Annotated in this window: 13 protein-coding genes; 9 read left to right on the forward strand and 4 right to left on the reverse strand. The window is 58.9% G+C overall.

What is annotated here, in order from left to right:
• Positions 1 to 6 precede the first annotated feature (6 nt).
• The 6 genes from BM216_RS25150 to BM216_RS25175 all read left to right on the forward strand — a co-directional run bounded on the left by BM216_RS25150 (position 7) and on the right by BM216_RS25175 (position 6,840).
• Positions 7 to 828 (forward strand): inositol monophosphatase family protein, encoded by an 822-nt coding sequence (locus BM216_RS25150; RefSeq protein WP_093001967.1) that lies wholly within the window; start codon positions 7 to 9, stop codon positions 826 to 828.
• A 107-nt stretch (positions 829 to 935) separates the two neighbouring features.
• The gene (gene ugpB, locus BM216_RS25155) at positions 936 to 2,240 is read left to right on the forward strand and encodes a sn-glycerol-3-phosphate ABC transporter substrate-binding protein UgpB (RefSeq protein ID WP_093001968.1); all 1,305 of its coding nucleotides are present in this window, start codon (positions 936 to 938) and stop codon (positions 2,238 to 2,240) included.
• A 68-nt stretch (positions 2,241 to 2,308) separates the two neighbouring features.
• On the forward strand, positions 2,309 to 3,190 hold the full coding sequence (gene ugpA, locus BM216_RS25160; protein WP_093001969.1) for a sn-glycerol-3-phosphate ABC transporter permease UgpA: 882 nt from the start codon (positions 2,309 to 2,311) through the stop codon (positions 3,188 to 3,190).
• A 9-nt stretch (positions 3,191 to 3,199) separates the two neighbouring features.
• Positions 3,200 to 4,048 (forward strand): sn-glycerol-3-phosphate ABC transporter permease UgpE, encoded by an 849-nt coding sequence (gene ugpE / locus BM216_RS25165; RefSeq protein WP_093001970.1) that lies wholly within the window; start codon positions 3,200 to 3,202, stop codon positions 4,046 to 4,048.
• Positions 4,048 to 5,085, forward strand: a complete 1,038-nt coding sequence (locus tag BM216_RS25170; protein WP_093001971.1) for a sn-glycerol-3-phosphate import ATP-binding protein UgpC — start codon at positions 4,048 to 4,050, stop codon at positions 5,083 to 5,085. The genes ugpE and BM216_RS25170 overlap by 1 nt, the downstream gene beginning before the upstream one ends.
• A 105-nt stretch (positions 5,086 to 5,190) precedes the next feature.
• Positions 5,191 to 6,840, forward strand: a complete 1,650-nt coding sequence (locus BM216_RS25175; RefSeq protein ID WP_093001972.1) for a Na/Pi cotransporter family protein — start codon at positions 5,191 to 5,193, stop codon at positions 6,838 to 6,840.
• A gap of 510 nt (positions 6,841 to 7,350) precedes the next feature.
• Here BM216_RS25175 and BM216_RS34155 read toward each other — a convergent pair.
• Positions 7,351 to 7,515 (reverse strand): hypothetical protein, encoded by a 165-nt coding sequence (locus tag BM216_RS34155; RefSeq protein WP_177230901.1) that lies wholly within the window; start codon positions 7,513 to 7,515, stop codon positions 7,351 to 7,353.
• Between the two features lie 216 nt (positions 7,516 to 7,731).
• On the opposite strand from BM216_RS34155, the gene BM216_RS25180 reads away from it, so the two are divergent.
• Positions 7,732 to 8,145: a DUF930 domain-containing protein gene (locus BM216_RS25180; protein ID WP_244530315.1), complete on the forward strand. Its 414-nt coding sequence runs from the start codon at positions 7,732 to 7,734 to the stop codon at positions 8,143 to 8,145.
• Here the strand turns inward: BM216_RS25180 and BM216_RS25185 are convergent.
• The 3 genes from BM216_RS25185 to BM216_RS25195 all read right to left on the reverse strand — a co-directional run bounded on the left by BM216_RS25185 (position 8,113) and on the right by BM216_RS25195 (position 10,461).
• Positions 8,113 to 8,700, reverse strand: a complete 588-nt coding sequence (locus BM216_RS25185; protein ID WP_093001973.1) for an NUDIX hydrolase — start codon at positions 8,698 to 8,700, stop codon at positions 8,113 to 8,115. The two genes, BM216_RS25180 and BM216_RS25185, sit on opposite strands and share 33 nt — an antisense overlap.
• Positions 8,701 to 8,903: 203 nt before the next feature.
• Positions 8,904 to 9,134 carry a hypothetical protein gene (locus tag BM216_RS25190; protein WP_093001974.1) on the reverse strand — a complete coding sequence of 77 codons (231 nt, stop codon included), beginning with the start codon at positions 9,132 to 9,134 and terminating at the stop codon, positions 8,904 to 8,906.
• A 589-nt stretch (positions 9,135 to 9,723) separates the two neighbouring features.
• Positions 9,724 to 10,461, reverse strand: coding sequence for an IclR family transcriptional regulator (locus tag BM216_RS25195; RefSeq protein WP_093001975.1), 738 nt, complete (start codon positions 10,459 to 10,461; stop codon positions 9,724 to 9,726).
• Positions 10,462 to 10,697: 236 nt separating this feature from the next.
• On the opposite strand from BM216_RS25195, the gene BM216_RS25200 reads away from it, so the two are divergent.
• The gene (locus BM216_RS25200) at positions 10,698 to 14,558 is read left to right on the forward strand and encodes a hydantoinase B/oxoprolinase family protein (protein WP_093001976.1); all 3,861 of its coding nucleotides are present in this window, start codon (positions 10,698 to 10,700) and stop codon (positions 14,556 to 14,558) included.
• 64 nt (positions 14,559 to 14,622) lie between these two features.
• Positions 14,623 to 16,179, forward strand: a complete 1,557-nt coding sequence (locus BM216_RS25205; protein ID WP_093001977.1) for an ABC transporter substrate-binding protein — start codon at positions 14,623 to 14,625, stop codon at positions 16,177 to 16,179.
• Positions 16,180 to 16,313 lie beyond the last annotated feature (134 nt).

A 16,313-nucleotide genomic window follows, 5' to 3' on the forward strand; every position in this document is an offset into this window, starting at 1 on the left:
GGACCTATGACATCGGAACATGACGAGATCGCCAGACGCCACAAGCTGGCGGAAGGTATAGCCGCCGAGGCCGGCAAGCTGGCGCTCGGTTATTATCGCCGTCGCGATACGCTGGTGATCGAGACCAAGGGTGATCCGCAGGATGTCGTCTCGATCGCCGATCGCGAAGTTGAGGACCTTATCCGGAAGAGAACGGGAGAGGCCTTTCCCAATGACGGCTTTCTCGGCGAGGAATACGGGCTGACCGGCGGCGGAAGCGGCTATACCTGGGTAGTAGATCCAATCGACGGGACCAGCCCATTCGTACACGGCATGCCGAACTGGTGCGTGTCGATCGCCGTTCTCTACAAGGATGAGCCGGTGGTCGGTGTCATCCATGTTCCTTGCCATGATGAGCTGTATTCGGGCGCGCTCGGTAACGGCGCCACGTTGAACGGCAAGGCTCTCAAACTGGGTAACACCAAGACGATCCGCAACGCCGTCACCGGCATCGGCGCAAATCATCATGTGACACCGCAATCGGTCGGAAAGATCGTCGAGGACATCTTGGCGATCGGTGGCAATTTCGTGCGGCTGGGCTCGGGCGCTCTGATGCTTGCCTATGTCGCGGCCGGTCGTCTCGCAGGTTACTATGAGCCCTATATGCATGCCTGGGATTGCCTTGGCGGTTATTGCCTTGTGCGCGAGGCGGGCGGCTGGTTTCTGCCGTTTCCAAGCGATGGCGAGCGACTGACCAAGGGTGCTCCCGTTCTGGCCGCGGGCCCGGGCGCTGCCGAAGACCTTTGCCGCATCGCCGGCATCAATATGGGGGGTGTCGCCGCAGCCTGAAGGAAAAGGGTGCGAACGCCTGTCAGACGTGGCGAGACCGGGGAGGGGCTCGCAGAAAACCGCCGGATCGGCGACAGACCAATTCATGGAAAGGGAGGAAATCGACCATGAAAACCGCTTTTGCAGCAGTCCTTACCACCGCCGCCTCGCTGCTGATGGCATCGAGTGCGCTCGCCGCCACCGAAATCTCGTGGTGGCACGCCATGACCGGCGCCAATAACGAGGTCGTCGACCAGCTGGCCAAGGAGTTCAACGAAAGCCAGTCCGATTACAAGATCGTGCCGGTGTTCAAGGGCACCTATCCGGAAACGCTGAATGCCGGCATCGCCGCCTTCCGCGCCAAGCAGCCACCGGCCATCATCCAGGTTTTTGATGTGGGAACCGGTGTGATGATGGGTGCGCAGGGCGCCATCGTGCCGGTGGCGGAGGTCTTGGAAAAGGGCGGCTTCAAGTTCGACAAGGCGCAATACCTGCCTGGAATCGTGGCCTATTATTCGAAGCCTGACGGCACGATGCTGTCCTTCCCCTACAACTCGTCCTCACCCATCCTCTATTACAACAAGGATGTTTTCGAAAAGGCGGGTCTGAACGCCGACACACCGCCAAAGACATGGCCGGAAGTCTTTGAGGCCGCCAAGAAAATCAAATCAAGCGGGGCTGCCAACTGCGGCTTCACCTCGACATGGCTGACCTGGATCCAGACCGAGAACTTTGCCGCCTGGAACAATCTCTCCTATGCAAGCGACGAAAACGGTCTCGGGGGCACGAACGTCAAGCTGGCCTTCAATTCGGAACCCTTTGTCAAACATTTCCAGTCGATCGCCGATCTCGCCAAGGATGGCACCTTCCGCTATGGCGGCCGCACCTCGGAAGCCAAGCAACTTTTCACCTCCGGCGAATGCGGCATCCTGACGGAATCTTCCGGTGGACTTGGCGATATCATCAAGTCCGGCATGAAATACGGCATCGGCCAACTGCCCTATTATGAGGGTGAGGGACGTCCGCAGAACACCATTCCGGGCGGGGCGAGCCTGTGGGTGTTCGGCGGCAAGAGTGATGCGGAATACAAGGGCGTCGCTACCTTCTTCAACTTCCTGTCTCAGACCAAGATCCAGGCCCGCCTGCATCAGGTCTCCGGTTACATGCCGGTGACGATGGCAGCTTATGAAGAGACCAAGAAATCCGGCTTCTACGACAAGAACCCGGGCCGAGAGACGCCGCTTCTGCAGATGATGGGCAAGGCGCCGACCGAAAATTCCAAGGGCGTTCGTCTCGTCAACCTGCCGCAGGTGCGTGACATCATGAACGAGGAATTCGAGGCCATGCTGGCCGGCAAGCAGGACGCCAAGGCCGCTCTCGACAAGGCGGTCGAACGCGGCAATGCGGCGATCCAGCAGGCGCTCGGAAACTGACATCGGTCTTCGCCGCCCGCATGAGAAAAACATGCGGGCGGCTTTCCTGATCCTCAAGGAGCCTGCCCGTGCAAAGCACCGTGTTTCCGAACAAGATCCTTCCCTATTTTCTGGTCGCGCCGCAGATCGTGCTGACCATCGTGTTCTTTTTCTGGCCGGCAAGCCAGGCACTTTACCAATCCGCCATGCGGGAAGACCCGTTCGGGTTGCAGAGCACGTTTGTGGGTCTGGCCAATTTCACCACGATCCTGTCGGACGCCAATTACCTGCATGCGCTGCGCGTCACCGTCGTCTTCAGTATCGCCACCGCCGTGCTCTCCATGGGCATCGCGCTTCTTCTGGCGACCGCCGCCGATCTCGTCGTGCGTGGTAAAGGGTTTTACCGCACGATGATGATCATCCCCTATGCGGTGGCGCCTGCGGTCGCGGGCATGTTGTGGCTGTTCATGTTCAACCCGGCCATGGGCACGTTCGCCTATATCCTGCGCCGCAACGGCATTGCCTGGGACCCGCTCCTGAACGGCGATCAGGCCATGGCGCTGGTCGTGGTGGCCGCCGCCTGGAAACAGATCAGCTACAATTTCCTCTTCTTCGTCGCCGGCCTGCAGGCCATTCCGAAATCGCTCCTGGAGGCAGCCTCCATCGATGGCGCGCGCGGATCTCGCCGGTTCTGGACGATCGTTTTTCCGCTTTTGGCGCCCACCACATTCTTCCTGCTGGTGGTCAACACCGTCTACGCCTTTTTCGACACATTCGGCATCATCCATTCGGTCACCGGCGGCGGACCTGCCAAGGCCACAGAAACGCTGGTCTACAAGGTCTATAACGACGGTTTCGTGAACCTCAATCTTGGCTCGTCGGCCGCCCAGTCGGTCATCCTGATGGTCATCGTCATCGCGCTGACCGCCTTCCAGTTCCGCTTCGTCGAGCGGCGCGTGCATTATGGTTGAGGTGAGAAGATGATCGAAAACCGCCCAGTAGCCAGCATGATGGCGCATCTGATGCTGATCCTCGGCATCATCATCGTCGCCTTCCCGATCTATTACACGTTCATCGCCTCGACGGCGCCATCAGGCGCCATCATCCGGCCGCCGCTGTCGCTGCTGCCCGGCGGGCACATGATGGAAAACTATTCGGAATCCATTTCCGGCGGCGTTGAACGTGTCGTCGGCGTCAGTCTCGAACGGCTGCTGTTCAACAGCTTTGTCGTCGCAGTCGCGATTGCCATCGGCAAGATCATCATCTCGTTCCTGTCGGCCTTCGCGATCGTGTTTTTCCGCTTTCCCTTCCGCATGGGCTTTTTCTGGATGATCTTCATCACGCTCATGCTGCCGGTGGAAGTTCGTATCCTGCCGACCTACAAGGTGATCGTCGATCTCGGGCTCTTGAACACCTATGCAGGCCTCACACTGCCGCTGATGGCATCGGCGACGGCCACCTTCCTGTTCCGGCAGTTCTTTCTCACCATTCCCGGCGAGATGGTGGAAGCCGCACGCATCGACAATGCCGGGCCGTTCCGCTTCATGAAGGATATCCTTCTGCCGCTGTCGACGACCAATATCGCGGCGCTGTTCGTCATCCTCTTCATCTACGGATGGACGCAATATCTCTGGCCGCTGCTCGTCACCGACAGGGCCGAAATGAACACGATCATCATCGGCCTTCGCCGCATGGTGGATTTCGCAGATGCCTCGACGCCGTGGAACTACGTGATGGTGACGGCCATCCTGGCGATCATTCCTCCCGTCATCGTCGTGGTGCTGATGCAGCGCTGGTTCGTCAAGGGTTTGGTGGAGACCGAAAAATAATGGCTACGATTGAACTGAAAGACGTCCGCAAGGTCTACGGCACCAATATCGAGGCGATCAAGAGCGTGTCGCTCGATATCGCCGATGGCGAAATGATCGTGCTGGTCGGCCCGTCCGGCTGCGGAAAATCGACGCTTCTGCGCATGGTTGCGGGGCTCGAAAGCATCACCTCCGGCGATGTGACGATCGCCGGGCGGCGCGTCAACACGCTGGAACCATCCGAGCGCGACATCGCCATGGTGTTCCAGAACTATGCGCTTTACCCGCACATGACCGTGCGCCAGAACCTTGCCTATGGGCTGAAGAACCGCAACACGCCGAAGGACGAGATCGACCGACGCATTACCGAGGCGGCGCGGGCTCTGGAAATCGAACAGTTTCTCGAACGAAAACCCCGCCAGCTTTCCGGCGGCCAGCGACAGCGTGTGGCCATGGGCCGCGCCATTGTGCGAAAACCCTCCGCCTTCCTGTTCGATGAACCGCTGTCCAATCTCGACGCAAAACTGCGCGTTCAGATGCGGGTGGAAATCCGCAGACTGCAGCGTTCGCTTGCCACGACGTCGATCTATGTCACCCACGACCAGATGGAGGCGATGACACTTGCCGACCGGCTGGTGGTACTTAATGCCGGGCGGATCGAACAGGTCGGCACGCCGATCGAGTTATACGAAAAGCCGGCCACCACTTTCGTCGCCACCTTCATAGGATCGCCATCGATGAACCTGATGAAACCGGCCGGAAGCCAAGTCACTGCCATCAACTGGCCGTCAAACGTGGCGACGATAGGCATCCGCCCTGAGGACCTTGTCATTGCCGATGCTGCGTCCGGCAATGGTTTCCGCATCAAGGTAGAGGTTATCGCGGTCGAACTGGTCGGTGCCGAAAGTTATGTTCATGGCGCCACGAAGGAAGGAGACACGGTCGTTTTCCGCGTCCCCGGCCGCTCGGTCATCGAGATCGGAGAAAGCAAGGACCTCACTGCGGCATCGGATCGCTTTCATCTTTTCGGCAGTGACGGAAAGCGTCTGCAGGCATGATTTCAATGGAAAAACAGGAAGTTTCGCGCCAGCGCTTGCATACGAACGCAAGACGAATATCATTAGTCGGCTATTGATATTCCGTAATATGCAACTGGAGTGCCTATGTCCATCATCCTTGCCATCATTGCGCTGGTTGGCCATATCGCGCTTCTTCTTTGGGGAACGCGCATGGTGCAGACCGGCATCCAGCGCGCTTTCGGTCCCAGCCTGCGGTCCTTCCTGAGCCACGCACTCAGCAATCGCATGAAGGCCTTCATGGCGGGCATGGGCGTCACGGCAGTTCTGCAGAGCAGCACTGCGACGGGGCTGATGGCAACAGGCTTTACAGCAGGCGGGCTGGTGGATCTGGTCCCGGCGCTGGCGGTCATGCTTGGCGCCAATGTCGGCAGCACGCTGATCGTCCAGGTGCTTTCGTTCAATGTGGCGGCTGCGTCACCGGCACTCATCCTGATCGGGGTGCTGATGTTCCGGCGGGTGCAGAACCCGCAGGTCCATGATCTCGGCCGAGTTTTCATCGGCATAGGCTTCATGCTTCTTGCCCTGCATCAATTGCTGGAGGTGCTGGAGCAGTACGCTGATACGCCCGCATTCCAAGGGGCGCTCCATGCCATTTCGAAGGCACCCGTCCTCAGCCTCCTGCTTGCTGCCGCGCTTACGTGGGCTGCGCATTCCAGCGTCGCCGTCGTGTTGCTGATCATGTCACTCGCAAGTCAGGGCCTTCTCGATCCCTATCAGGCCTGCGCAATGACGCTTGGAGCAAACCTCGGCACCGCGATCAATCCCGTCGTGGAAGGACAATCGGGTGCGGCTCTCTCGGCTCGCCGCCTTCCGATAGGAAACCTTCTTACCAGAATAATCGGCGTTGCTCTCGCCTTTCTCTTCCTCGAGCAGATCACCTATCTGATGACGCAGTCAGCCGGCAGCGACAGTCGTTTGGTGGCCAATTTTCATACCGCCTTCAACCTCGTCGTTGCCGCGCTGTTCATGCCCTTCTTGTCGCCATTTGCAAACGCGCTCGTCAAATTCATGCCGCAGCGTATCGACGAAAGCGATCCCGGTCAGCCGCGATATCTCGATCCTTCAGCTAAAGAGACACCGATCGTCGCGTTGCAGGCCGCAGCCCGCGAGGTGCTTCGTATTGTAGATACACTCGAGGAGATGCTGGCGGGGACAAAAGCGGCGCTTTCAACGAACGATCGCAAGGCCTTGTCTGCGTTGCGCAAGCTGGACACGGTTCTCGATCGTCTTAACACCGCGGTCAAGATTTACCTGACATCCATCGATCCCGACGAATTCAGCGAAGCGGACAAGCGTAGGCTCGAAGAGATCCTGATCTTTTCAACGGGTCTGGAACATGCAGGCGATGTGCTGGACCAGAATGTCCTGCCGCATCTGGCGAAACGCCTGCGTCGAGGCATGAAATTTTCGAAACCTGCCAGAGACGAGCTTGAAGCACTTTTCGACAGGTTGACGACGAACCTGCACACGGCAGCTGCCCTGTTCATGTCACAGGATGAGCGCATGGCCCGCATGCTGGCGGAGGAAAAGGTCGTTTTCAGAAAGGTTGAGCGAGACGGCACCAGGGCACATTTCGAACTGCTTCGAAAAGGAAATGTCGATGCCTCGGAAACCAGCTCTCTGCATCTGGATTTGCTGCGCGACCTCAAGCAGTTGAATTCGCATCTGGTTGCCGCGACCGCATACCCGGTGCTGGAACAACAGGGTGAACTGCTGCAGAGCCGGATCAGGTGATTTGAACCTTCATAATTTTCAACCTGCCACGTGGTTTCATTCAGCGTTAAGGCGAGGTCAAAGAATTTGATGAGCAGCCTCATTCAGTCAGGAAAAAACAGGGCATGTCCTTCCAAGGCCAGTCCAATTTCCTGCCCCACTGCGAAATCGACGCGTTCGGATACCATTGTCAATCGCAGGTCGACGTTACCGACAGCTACCGAGATGTGACTGAAACGACCTGAAAAGCTGATCGCGCTGACACGAGCGCCGAACCTGGCTCCCGCACTACCGGATGCGACGGGCCTTAGCTGCCCGCTCTGAATGAGCAATTGGCCGCTTCGGCACGTACGATCAAGGCCATTGCTGTTGCGATAGATTTGAACAGGCAGGCAGACAATGTGGAACTGGCTGACAGTCGATCTTGCGCCAGTTGCGCAGGCAGGGAGAAGCAGTCATCGCTGATGAAATAAGCGACGTCAGGCGATTTTGACCGTATCGTCAACATCGAAGCCGACCGTCATGGCCGGCTTACCCTCCAGCGACTTCTCGATCTGACCGATCGTCTACCCAGTGAATCGGGCCGCGATGAGCAAGTTGGTCGGTGGTCGCACCGGCGAAAGTCGCGTCGTCCGCATAGGCCGGCGTGACGACAAGTGCAGCCAGAAGAGCGAGATTGCGGGGCAGGAAAGTCATCCATAGTCTCCTTCCATGATGTCGTCAGAGTGACATCTTCCTCTCCAGAGAGGGTGTCAATCGCGCAGAACGCCACTCGCAAAGCCCAAATAGGATCGCTAAGGTTCACAGCCGCCTGTCCACAGGACATTGGATCCCAGGATCTCCGCTTGGTTGACTGCTAAGCTTTGCGCGCCGTAAAAACTCGCCATGGACAGCACGAGATCTCTCAGAAACATGCGTAATCCGCAGACCCGCCTGCTTGCCAGTATGGTAGCAGCACTCGGTTTCGTCAGCTGGACGACCGCCGCCAATGCGCTGAACGATGATCGGCTCAATGGCCAGTTGATGAAGCTGGATCCGGAAACAAGGCTCGAACAGACCTGTGACACCGAGGTGATGTTTCGGATCAACCGCGAACATCCCCAGTTTCGCGTGGACAAGGTCATTGCCTATGCCTTCGGCGACACTGCCAGCAGCGAAAATCTGTTCAAGGCGCCCGGAGCCGTGCTGCGTAGCCGCGGAAAATGGTATCGGCTGAAATACATCTGCATGACGGGTCCACGCCATCTCGACGCGCACAAACTCAAATATGAGATTGGACCTGTTGTGCCACGTTCAGATTGGAAGGCACATTACCTGTATGACTGATCGGTCCCAGCCCAAAGCTCGAGCGTTTTCAAGCAAATCGCGGTTCATCGCGGCCGGAAATTGACAAGCAAAGACTTCCAACTCGATCTCGCGAACGCGCCTAGCCGCCTCGTCGGGGCTAACCCATGCCAAGATCCTTTGCCCGCGCTCTTTGAATTTCGAACTGACCTCGTCAACTTCAACCTGAAAAATCTCGACGACGCAGGGCACCACAACACCACCGTCCAGCTCTTTGAGGTAGGTGTAACGGCCAATCGCCTTCTTTTTCGCTTTGCCGCGAACCCCGGCTTCCTCCCAGGCCTCAATGACAGCAGCCTCGTGCGGCTTCTTGCCCTTCATCGGCCAACCTTTGGGGATTATCCAACGCCCGCTGTCGCGTGATGTGACGACAAGGAGGTCGATTTGGCCTGCATCGCCATATCGAAAACACAAGGCTCCATATTGCTGGCGAAACGCGGCACCGAACAGTTTATCCGGCGCCTTCCTGGACAGGTCGTGCAGAAGCTTATGGGGCCGCCCCACCTTTATCGACTTGGCCTGTTTCTTCATTTTCATGCATGGAGAATGCCAGAACTGGGCTTCGCCACTCAACTGATCAGTGAGAGCTCCGTGCTAATAGGAACAGATAAGTTGGTGAGCACGTCCCCGCTATTTCGAGTAGACCTCCTCGACGCCTTCATTGGTCAACAAAGGTCTCGTTCTGGAGCAATGGTAGATCACCGAGGGCCAGGTCTTCTAGCATGGCGGCCGAGTGCGGATTATTCGTAAGCCGCCGAGATATCTCCGAGAGCCTTATGGCCTTCCATCGCACGAACCAGCTCGGGCAACGTCCTGTGTCCCTCTCGAAAAAGATTAATGCAAATCTCGGCGGCTATGATCGCGTCGGGATCATCTTTCGCTAGCCCGCATCGGCTCTTCCAGGATTGAAAGGCGATATCGATAATTTCGAGTTCGACCGGGCCAAATGTAGTTTCGAGAAATGATGGCATTTCGGTAATCCTTCACAGCGCAGAGCGATGTGGTACCGTACGGCGCGAATTCAAGCAGCGGCGCTTTGGTTTCCATTGAGTTGATCAGCTGGGACACGCAGCACAGTCTCGCTCTTGATGGGTATCAAACCGCCGGCCCGGAGCTAGAGCCGATTTAGATCATCGGGAGACCTCGACTATATGTTGGTCGATAAGAAAGGCGGTCCGAAGGGTTATCTCCCTCGATATTTTTGGAGATGACGTCGCGCAGCCGATAACGCGAACACGCACCAAGCAAAGCCTCACGATTTGAGTGCACTAGATCCGAGGCGACCCGGGAGTGCGTCCTCTTGCCAATCTGGATGCACTTACAGACTGCATCGGTACCGTCCGATCCATGCTTTCCAGCACGGCTGAGGCACGTACCGCGAACATCGGCATCGATACGCGTTGGACAGGTACGTCTGCAGCCAAGGGCTCTTTCTACATTGGCAGCAATGCAAACCAATGATCGATAAGATCGGGCCAAACTTAGGACCGTAGTTTGCTTGCGGTGGCAGGTATGGCGGACCAGCATGTTTACGTCTGCGGTACGAAACGGCCTACATTCTCATTCAATCTTCGTGCTGATGTCGGTTCGCATCTGGTCCAGCAGGACTGCAATCCTTTCTTTCAGCTCTGGTGTGCCGAGGCTGGCGGGATAGGATATCGCTACGCCGAAAATCTCCATCGTCTCAGGGTCCCGCATGGCCACGCCCTGGGATGAAACACCTTCCACGATCTCGTTTGATGCGTAGGATCTGCCGGTTGCGCGGATCTTGCCGATGCGCTCCATCAACTCGGCATGATCCTTCGGTGAGTTCGGCGACACATAGGGGAGCGGCTCCGGGACCCTCTGCTTCAATGCAGGGTCGTCCAGCAGCGCCAGCATCGCGCGTCCATTGGAGGTTGCGTAGGCGGAAGACTTGTAGCCTGGCGTCGAGGCGATTGCCAACGGGTTGGAACCCCGCACCACCCTGAGCACAATCAGATCGGCGCCATCGAAGACGGTAATGTAGCCGGTATGGCCGCCGATATCGCAGATCTGCTTCACCCGCGTATAGACCAGATCGAGGAAATGATGGCGCGAGCGGAAGATCTGCCCGAGTTCGAAAAGCCGCATGCCGGGCGAATAGAGCCGCGTCGCGTGGTCGTATTCGAGCAGGCCAGCGGCAACGAGGCTTTTCAGCGCGCGATGAACCGTCGCCTTGGGACGATCGAGGCGGCGCGCCAGATCCGCCTGCCCGATCGCCGGCTCCTCCAGAGAGAAACATCCGAATATCGCAACCGCATCGTCAAGAACGCCCATCTTCCCCACTCGCTTGTTTCAATAAGAGCAATTGTTTCACTATTGAAATTCGGTGTCAATTTTGAAACTCACGCTAGACTCGCGAAAAAACACCGCCTACAAATCTCGCAACGGAGAGAGAAGCTGAATTTTGAGGCAATCGCCCGACGCGGCAGATTTGCCCAAAACTACGGCTCGGGAACTTGAAGCTTCGGCCCAATGATGGCCGGCTTATTTGCGTGACCTAGGATTGATAAATGCAAGCTACTGGCCAGACGACCGGTAAGCGCCTGCGTGCGGGCGTGGATATCGGCGGTACGTTCACCGACTTCATCCTTTTCGACGAGAGCGCCACCGCGATCCGTCTGCACAAGTGCCTGACCACGCCGCGTGATCCCTCCCAAGGTGCTCTGAGTGGCCTCGGCGAACTGGTCAAGGCGGCCGGCATCGACATTTCAGACCTTTCCGAGATTGTCCACGGCACCACGCTGGTCACCAATGCCGTCATCGAGCGCAAGGGCGCGCCGGTCGGCCTAATCACCACCGAAGGCTTTCGCGATATTCTCGAAATCGGCACCGAGCAGCGTTACGACATCTACGACCTGACGCTGGCTTATCCCACGCCGCTGGTCGAGCGTTCGCGCCGCATGGAAGTGACGGAGCGCATCGATGCCGATGGCAATATCATCATCGAACTTGACGAAGTCGCCGTGTTGCGCGCCGCCGAGGCGCTGAAGAAGGACGGTGTCGAGGCGGTCGCCATCTGCTTCATGCATTCCTACCGGAACCCGGCACATGAGCGCCGCGCCCGCGACATCATCGCCAAGGCCCTGCCAGAGCTGCAGATTTCGATTTCCTCGGAAGTCGTTGCCGAAATCTCCGAATATCAGCGCTTTGTCACCACCTGCGCCAATGCCTATGTGCAGCCGCTGATGGACCGCTACCTGCGCCGTTTCGAAGGCGAACTGGCAAAGATGGGTTTTGCAGGCGATTTCCGCCTGATGCATTCCGCCGGCGGCCTCGTTTCGCTTGAAACCGCCCGCGCCTTCCCGATCCGTCTACTGGAGTCCGGCCCGGCCGGTGGCGCGCTCGCCACCGCATGGTTCGGCAAGAATGCCGGTCATGACAATGTCATCGCCTTCGATATGGGCGGCACGACGGCAAAAGCCTGCCTGATCGAAGACGGCAAGATAGATATCGCCTCCTATCTGGAAGCCGGCCGCGAGCACCGCTTCAAGAACGGCTCCGGCCTGCCGATCAAATCGCCAGTCGTCGACATGATCGAAATCGGCGCCGGCGGCGGCTCGATCGCCTCGATCGACGGCGTCGGCCTGCTGCAGGTCGGCCCCCATTCGGCAAGCTCGGAGCCGGGTCCCGCCTGTTACGGTCGTGGCGGCCTGAAGCCAACCGTGACAGACGCCTCCGTCGCGCTCGGCTATTACGATCCGTCCTTCTTCCTCGGCGGACGCATGACGCTCGATCTAGATGCCGCCGAAAAGGCGCTCGGTACGATCGCCAAGCCATTCAACATTTCTGCCGTCGAAGCGGCATGGGGCATCCATCAGGTCGTCAGCGAAAGCATGGCGAGCGCTGCCCGCATCCATCTCGTCGAAAAAGGCAAGGATCCGCGCGGTTATTCGATGATCGGCTTTGGCGGCGCCGGCCCGGCATTCGCCGCCAAGGTCGCTCGCATTCTCGGCGTCTCGGAAGTCATCATACCGCCGGCAAGCGGTGCTGCTTCAGCTTTCGGCTTCCTCACCGCCCCCCTCTCCTTCGACATCGTCCGCTCGCACCCGATCGCGTTGTCGGAAAAACTCGAAGCAGACAAGCTCAACGCCATCATCGAGGAAATTTCCGAGGATGGCCGCGTGCAGCTGCGCAGCGCGGGCGTTGCCGATGCCGACATACTGGTCGAACGTTCGGCAGACATCCGCCTCCTTGGTCAGTTGCATGAAATCAACGTGCCGCTGCCGGCGGGCAAGCTGGATGCCGGCGCCTATGCCGAAATCCGCAAGGCATTCGAAGCCGTCTATAGCGCGCGCTACACCCGCGTGCCGACCGAAGCGAAGCTCGAAATCCTCTCCTTCCGCATCCGCGCTTCCGGCGCCGTACCGCAGCTGACCGTCCGTCAGGCCGGTATCGAAGGCGGCGCGACCGATCCCAAAAAAGGCACCCGCAAGACGTTCTTCGGCAGCGACTGGGTCGATGCCGGCATCTATGACCGTTATTCGATGCGTCCGGGTATTCTCGTCGAAGGTCCCGCCATCATCGAGGAACGCGAATCCACCACCATCATCCCGCCGGGTGACAAGGTGACGGTCGACGAGACCGGCAACCTGCGCATCCAGATCGCCGAAACCGCCAAGGGCGCGACCATCGTCGAAGACACGATGACGCTCGAAGAGGCGAGCCGCCGCATCCAGTCCGATCCGATCGCGCTGGAAGTGATGTGGAGCCGACTCGTCAACGTTGCGGAAGAAATGTGGTCGACGGTGTGCCGCACCGCATTTTCGCTGATCATCTCAGAAAGCCAGGATTTTGGCTGCGCCATTCTCGATCCGAACGGCGAAACGCTGGCCCACTCCGCCCGCGTCATGCCGGTCTTCAACCTGACCCTGCCGATGGCGGTGAAGGCGATCATCGAGCGTTACCCGGTCGATACGATGAAGCCGGGCGATGTCTACATCACCAATGATCCGTGGCTCTGCGCCGGCCACCTGTTCGACCTCGCCATCGTCACGCCGGTCTTCCATCGCGGTCGCGTCGTGGCGCTGATGGGCACGGTCGGCCATGTCGGCGATATCGGCGGCAGCCGTGACGGTCTGAATGTCACCGAGCTTTACGAAGAAGGCATCCAGATCCCGGAAATGAAGCTGGTGCGCGCAGGCGAGGAGAACGAAGACCTGTTCCGCCTGATGGCGGACAATATTCGCGACAGCGACCAGGTTCTCGGCGACGTCCGTTCGTTCATCTCCGCCAACGAGACAGGCTCCGCCCGCATGCGCTCCTTCATGGAAGAGTATGGCATGCACGACCTGAAGGCGCTGTCGCATGTCGTGCAGTCGCTTTCCGAAAAGGCCATGCGCGATGCGGTGACCAAACTCACCGACGGCGTCTACCATTCGGAGATTTCCAACAATCCGATGGGTTCGACCATGACCTTCCCGCTGAAGGTGACGGTCAAGGGCGACGAGATCGAACTCGATTTCGAAGGCGCACCGCCACAGACGGTCAAGGGCGGCATCAATTGCACGCTCTCCTACACGACGGCACACGCGACCTACCCGATCAAGTGCATGCTGACACCGGGCATCCGCGGCAATGCGGGCTGCTATCGTCCGTTCACGGTGAAGGCGCCAAAAGGCTCGATCCTCAATTGCGAAAAGCCGGCTCCGGTTTCGCTCCGCACCCGCACCGGCTGGTACCTTGCACCGAACGTCTTCCGCGCACTTTCGGAAGCAGCACCGGATACCGCTCAGTCCTTCTCCGGCCTGCCGAGCCTGATGAGTTTTTATGGCAAGTCGGTCGAATCGGGCGCGCTGTTCTACGAACTGCTGCTGCTCGGCGGCGGCCAGGGCGCTTCGCAGACCAAGGACGGCAAGTCCTCGCTTCTGTGGCCGACGTCTGCAGCAACCTCGTCGCTGGAAATGTTCGAAACCCGCTCGCCGATCGTCATCTGGGAAAAGAGCCTGATGACCGACAGCGGCGGCGCCGGCGAAAACCGCGGTGGTTTGGGTGTTCGCGTCCGCATCTCGCGCCGCAATGTCGAAGGTCATCCGATCAAGGCGATCGTGTCGCCGGAAGGTGTCGATCTGCCCGTCGAAGGCCTGTTCGGCGGCAAGCCGGGCAAAACGGCAACCGGCAAGATCCTGTCGCATGCCAGCGGTGACGTGGTGCAGGATTGCGGCACCGGCGCGATCGTCGATCTCGTCGACACCGATGCAGTCGTGGAACTGACGCTTGCCGGTGGCTCCGGTTACGGTGATCCGAAGAAGCGCAGCATCGAAAAACTCGATGACGACGTGCGCCAGGGTTACGTCAGCGCGGAAGCGGCCGACGCCATCTATGGCCGCACGGCCCGCAGCGGGGAACGCAAGAAGTCCGATACCGCAGCCTGAACGATAAATTCCGGTCGTCTTAAGGGGAGACGGCCGGTTATCCAAAAACCAGGAGACCATTCGCATGCAGATGACCAGACGTTCGTTCATGGGTTCGGCGGTTTCCGCGGCCGCGCTCGCTTCGATGCCGCTCGAAAGCTTTGCCGCAGGCCGCAAGATCCTGATCATGGCCAGCAGTGTCGATATTCCGAATTTCGACCCGCATGTCGCCACCGGTTATGCCCCGGCCATGCTGTTCCGCAACACCTATGATGCGCTGGTGCGCGTCGTCGGCACGCCGCCGGAAGTCAAGCCGGGTCTGGCAACCAGCTGGACGGTTTCGGAAGACCAGAAGCATTACGAATTCAAGCTCGATCCGACTGCGAAGTTCCAGGACGGCTCGCCGGTGACGGCAGAAGCCGTCGTCTATTCCTTCAAGCGCATCGTCAAGCTCAAGCGCGGTCCCTCCTGGATGATCGCCGGTATCGTCGATGCCGACAGCGTCAAGGCGGCGGATGCCCAGACCGTCGCCTTCGATCTCAAGGCACCCTTCGCGCCCTTCCTGCAGGTCCTGCCGTGGATGTTCATCGTCAACCCCACGGTGGTCGAAGCCAATATCGGCAGCGATGACGGTCAAGCCTATCTTCTGGCCAACACGGCCGGCTCCGGCCCGTTCAAGTTGGGCCGTGTTCTGCCCGGCAACATGTACGAGTTCATCCGCGTCAAGGACGACTGGCACCAGGGCGGCGGCAATCTCGAAGGCGCGATCTGGAAGATCGTGCGCGAGGCGTCCACCGAACGCATGATGCTGCAGCGCAAGGAAGCGCATATCGCCCTCGAGCTTTACGCCGAGGACATGGAAGCCTTGAAGGACAATCCGGCCGTCGTTAGCGTCATCGAGCCGGAATACCGCACCTTCTCGATCAAGATGAACACTGCCAAGGGACCGCTCGCAGACAAGAACCTGCGCAAGGCGATCTCCTACGCCTTCAATTACCAGAGCATGCTGGATGCCGCAGGCCCGGCCGAACTGATGGTCGGCCCGCTGCCGACCGGCATCTTTGGCCACGACCCGAGCCTCACCGTCTATCGTCACGACATGGACAAGGCGAAGGAATATCTCGCCAAGTCGGAATACAAGGATGGCGGCTTCAAGCTCTCCGTCATGCATGCCACCGGTTATGAAAACCAGCGTCGCTGGTCTCTCCTGCTGCTGGAAGCATTGAAAGCGCTCAACATCGAACTCGATATCCGCCCTGCCACATGGCCTGACACGGTTGCGGCTGCACAGTCTCCGGACACGATGCCGAGCTTCATGTGCCTGTTCCAGACGGCCAACTATGCCGATCCGGACAACGTCGCCTTTGCCGCCTATCACTCGTCGCGCAATGGCCAGTGGCAGAACCCGGTCTACAAGAACGAGGAAGTCGACAAGCTGATCGAGGCGGCCCGCGTCGAGACCGACCAGACCAAGCGTGCGGAACTTTACAAGCAGTTCCAGGAACTTGTCATCGACGACGCGCCGGATATTTTTGGCTTACTCGAAAAGCGCAAGCTCGGCTTCGGCGCAAACGTGAAGAACTTCGTCTTCACCCCGGTTGCCGCCAACGCCATCGAGCTTCTGCCGCTGTCGCTTGATTGATAGGGACGATCGCAAAAGAAAAGAAAGACCCCTCCCAACCCTCCCCACAAGGGGGAGGGCTTAACCCAGCCGAACCGCCAACGCTCGATTTATCCGAGGCGGTTGCCACAAGTCTTCTCCCCCTTGTGGGGGAG

This window comes from Rhizobium sp. NFR07, assembly GCF_900111905.1.
Taxonomy (GTDB): Bacteria; Pseudomonadota; Alphaproteobacteria; order Rhizobiales; family Rhizobiaceae; genus Neorhizobium.